3 protein-coding genes are annotated in these 4,398 nt (G+C 50.8%); 1 reads left to right on the top strand and 2 read right to left on the bottom strand.

Features of this window, described 5'->3' with window-relative positions; translation table 11 throughout:
• Positions 1–719: 719 nt before the first annotated feature.
• Positions 720–1,331, bottom strand: coding sequence for a hypothetical protein (locus GX364_01255; protein ID NLI69480.1), 612 nt, complete (start codon positions 1,329–1,331; stop codon positions 720–722).
• Between the two features lie 73 nt (positions 1,332–1,404).
• Entirely contained in the window at positions 1,405–2,229 is an 825-nt protein-coding gene (locus tag GX364_01260) for a 4-hydroxy-tetrahydrodipicolinate reductase (protein ID NLI69481.1), read from the bottom strand.
• Between the two features lie 294 nt (positions 2,230–2,523).
• Here GX364_01260 and gap point away from each other — a divergent pair, with 294 nt between their 5' ends.
• Entirely contained in the window at positions 2,524–3,519 is a 996-nt protein-coding gene (gene gap / locus GX364_01265; GenBank protein NLI69482.1) for a type I glyceraldehyde-3-phosphate dehydrogenase, read from the top strand.
• The last annotated feature ends 879 nt before the right edge of the window (positions 3,520–4,398 follow it).

The raw sequence follows: 4,398 nt of genomic DNA on the forward strand, positions 1-4,398 counted from the left end.
TTCTTCGGTCGCCCCAAAAAGCAGGGCTCCCTCAGAATGACAGGTAATACACTGTCACATCACGTCGGCAGTCCCGTTTCGCTTCCTCGCCTTCACCGGCTATGGCAACCATTCACTCTATGTCGCTGTTGCCAACATATCGGTACGGGGAAAAGATTAAAACTGGAACCAGTTTATGCCGGTAGGAAGGAGTACATGAGAAGGGGATTCTTCGGTCGCCCTGAAAAACAGGGCTCCCTCCCCCCCCTGTCATTCCGAGCAAGCGGTTTTTGACAGGAACACCAACATGAAGCTACAGAGAATAATGATGTAGAAATGGTAACACCGGAGTGAAAAAATAGCGCCGCGAGGAATCTCGGGCAGAGGCAGGCGCTGTGCTTGACGATGGCAGCCATTCACTCCATGTCGCATACGCCAACATATCAGTACGGGGAAAAGATTAAAACTGGAAAAAGTTTATGCCGGTAGGAAGGGGTACATGAGGAGGGGATTCTTCGGTCGCCCCAAAAAGCAGGGCTCACTCAGAATGACAGGTAACTCGGAAAGAAAAAAAGGGAACCAGTTCAGGAATGACAGGTAGGCCATTTTTACTCCAGAGGTTAGTGGGTATGCTTTAAAAGAAGAACGGGAACCGGTTTATGCCGGTAGTAGGGTGTGTTCGAGGAGGGGATGCAGAGGGAGATGGGGCTCCCTTCGAATAACAGTAACGGTGTTCGCTGTTATCCCGTTATACCCGAAATCTCGATAAAGAAGGGCTGAATTTGCTGCCCCTCAAGAGCCAGGATGCATGTTTCGCCCCAGAGGTCGTTGCGAACACTCAGTCGGAGTTTGAAGGCGGAGGCAATTTCCCATCCGAAAGGCACCCAGAAAACGCGGGGTATCTTGAGCAGCCGTGAGACGGCTCCCGGTAGATTGAAGGCGCTGACACCCGGGTGCAAAGACACCACTACCGGGGGGGTGGTGGCATATCGCCCGGCGGAGTGTAAACAGTTGTATTCATGCAGGAGGTGATCGTGCAGTTGTTCCAGCAGATGTACCGAACCGGTTACCATGAAGAGAATATCTATCGTGTTTCTGTACAAAGAACAGAAATCGTGAGCGATGATGAAATCGGTCAGCAGTTCTTCTTCCCCGATGTTCAGGAGGGAAAGGAGTTTGCTTATGACCCTGTAATCAGCTTCCTCACCAGCGGGTAGAAGGATGCGGGGGAAGATCGAGGCTCCTTCCTCCTGCAGTTTCCGGATACCAAGCTGAACGGATGTGCTTGGCTTCAGCACATCCATGTCAATGATAAGGTCAATTTTTTTATCATTCAAACGTTGTTCGTCCATCTATCAGCCCACCGGTTACTCGATTTTTATATATACTATGCATAACCGGCGGCAAGAGTGTTAAGCAAGGATGCTAAAAATCAATCAGGTTTTCCATGCCGTAGATCAATTTTTTCAGCCGGGGGGCACGGTCGATGGCCATGAGCAGGCCAGGCATGAAAGAACGCCGGTCCATGGAATCGTGCCTGATACTCAGCGTCTGCCCATTGCCTCCGAAAATAACTTCCTGATGGGCTACCATGCCGGGCAATCTGATGCTGTGAATATGGATATTTTCGTAGCGCCCTCCCCGGGCACCGCTTATCTTCTCTATTTCTTCCGGCCTGCCTGCAGTAGTCCGGCCGGGCAGGCTGCCCTCTTCTTTTCTTTCCGCCGTGATCATCTGGGCTGTCTTGATCGCCGTCCCCGATGGGGCATCGATCTTGTGTTCATGGTGAAGTTCAATTATTTCGACCTGATCGAAATAGCGGGCGGCGATGCGGGAAAATTTCATCATGAGGATGGCTCCCATGGCAAAATTGGGAGCGATGATTGCCCCCGTTTCAAATCGGTCAACCCATGAGGCAACCTGTTCCAGGTCCGGGTCAGTCAACCCGGTTGTTCCCACTACCGGGGTTACCCCATTCTTGAGGGCCGTGAATATGTGTTCCATCACTGCTGCCGGAGCTGTAAAATCAACCATGACCTCTGCCCCGCTTGCCTGCAACATCGGTTCAAGGTCCAGAGATATTTCTATGCCAAGGGGCCTGCTGCCGATCAATAGCCCCACATCTTTGCCGGAATCCCTGATATCCAGGGCTCCGACCAGCCGTAGAGTGTTTTGCTCACTGATTGCCCTGATGGCTTCCCGTCCCATGTTGCCGGAAGCACCGCAGACGGCTACTTTGATTGCATCCATAGGAATCCCTCCGTATTCGCGATCAATGTTTTTGGTCCACACGTATCTTGCAGTCATGAAATTTCATGATATACTATAACAGGTAAAAAAGTAGAATGCTTTTTTATTTTAACACATGGGCATCAAAGCAACAATTGACAGGCATTTTATCTCAATCTTTATTTTGTCCCGATGTGGTCATAATATAATAATGGGTAAAAAGGGGCCTGGCCTCATATCTTGATATATAACTGTGCAACGGTAGAAACACAACAGGGGCAGAATAATAAATTTTGATGAGGAGGATGTGCTTCTATGTTAAAGGTTGGCATCAACGGATTTGGTAGGATTGGAAGGCTTTCTTTGCGGGCCGGTTGGGGGCGAGAAGATTACAAGGTGGTAGCCATCAATGATCTGACAGACACTGCAACGTTGGCACACCTTCTTAAATACGATTCGAGTTACGGTATCTGGGATCAGGAAGTAAGCGTTCATGGAGACTTTTTTGTTATCGGGGAAGAAGAGATAAAGGTTTTTAGCGAAAGGGATCCCCGGGATCTTCCATGGTCAGAGTTGGGAGTGGATGTCGTCATTGAAGCTACCGGAAGGTTCCGTTCCCGTGAGGCGGCATCTGCCCATCTGCAAGCGGGTGCAAAAAAAGTGATCATCACAGCCCCGGGCGACAATGTTGATCTGACCATCGTTCTTGGTGTCAACGAGAACGATTACCGCCACGATGAGCATCACATCATATCCAATGCTTCCTGCACCACCAATGCCCTGGCACCGGTGGTCAAGGTTCTTCATGATAATTTCGGGATCAGAAAAGGGTTGATGAATACTACCCATGCCTATACAAATGATCAGGTATTGCTGGATTTCCCCAACAAGGATCTGCGCCGGGCGCGTTCCGCTCCCCTTTCCATCATTCCAACCTCGACCGGGGCAGCCAAAGCTGTCGGGTTGGTCATGCCGGAACTGGATGGCCTCCTCAATGGTTTTGCCCTCAGGGTTCCCACGGCGACGGTTTCCGTGGTCGATTTTGTGGTTGAGCTTGACCGGGAGGTTACCGCCGAGGAGATCAACGATGCTTTCATGAAAGCGGCGGGTCGGTCGATGGCGCTGGCTTACAGCGATGAACCCCTCGTTTCCATGGATTTCAAGGGCAATCCCTACTCAAGCATTGTCGATGGGCTCTCCACGATGGTGGTGGGGGGCAATCTGGTCAGGGTGGTAACCTGGTACGACAATGAGTGGGCTTATTCATGCCGTATCGGTGATCTCGTCACTTACATGGGGCAATTTTTCTAGGCTTGCCGCGACAACCATCGGCCAGACGTGCTGAAAAAGGTTTCGGTGAAACATGTTGACACGCCACAACTGTATCTTTGGAAATCCCGGCGGGGCAATTCTCCGCCGGGATTGTTTCATCCGCATGCCAGGGAAAGAAGGCATGGTCAATCACATTGCTTGCCCTTGCCCGAGATTCCTCGCGGCGCTATTATTTTACTCCGGTGTTACCGTTTCTACATCATTATTCTCTGTAGATTCATGTTAGTGTTCTTGTCAAACACCGCTTGCTCGGAATGACAGGGGGAGGAAGTCGCCGCACTCCCTCCCCGGTATTGTGCCATTCCGCACGACTGTTTTTCCAGTACTGTCATTCTGAGAGAGCGGCTGTAGTTTGCCGCGACCGAAGAATCCCCTCCTCATGTACTCCTTCCTACCGGCATAAACTGTTTCCAGTTTTAATCTTTTCCCCGTACCGATATGTTGACGTAAGCGACATAGAGTGAATGGTTGCCATCGTCAAGCACAACGCCTGCCCCTGCCCGAGATTCCTCGCGGCGCTTTTTTTTATTCTGCTGTTACCGTTTCTACATAATTATTCTTAGTGGTTTCGTGTTGGTGTTCCCGTCAAAGACCGCTTGCTCGGAATGACAGGGGGGGGAGGTCGCCCTGTTTTTCAGGGCGACCGAAGAATCCCTCCTCATGTAATCCTTCCTACCGGCATAAACTGGTTCCTGGCTTTTATCTTTTCCCCGTACCGATATGTTGGCGTAAGCGACATAGAGTGAATGGTTGCCATAGCCGGTGAAGGCGAGGAAGCGAAACGGGACTGCCGACGTGATGTGACAGTGTATTACCTGTCATTCTGAGGGAGCCCTGCTTTTTGGGGCGACCGAAGAA

The sequence above is a fragment of the Bacillota bacterium genome (genome assembly GCA_012518215.1).
In the GTDB taxonomy this organism is placed as follows: domain Bacteria; phylum Bacillota; class Dethiobacteria; order DTU022; family PWGO01; genus JAAYSV01.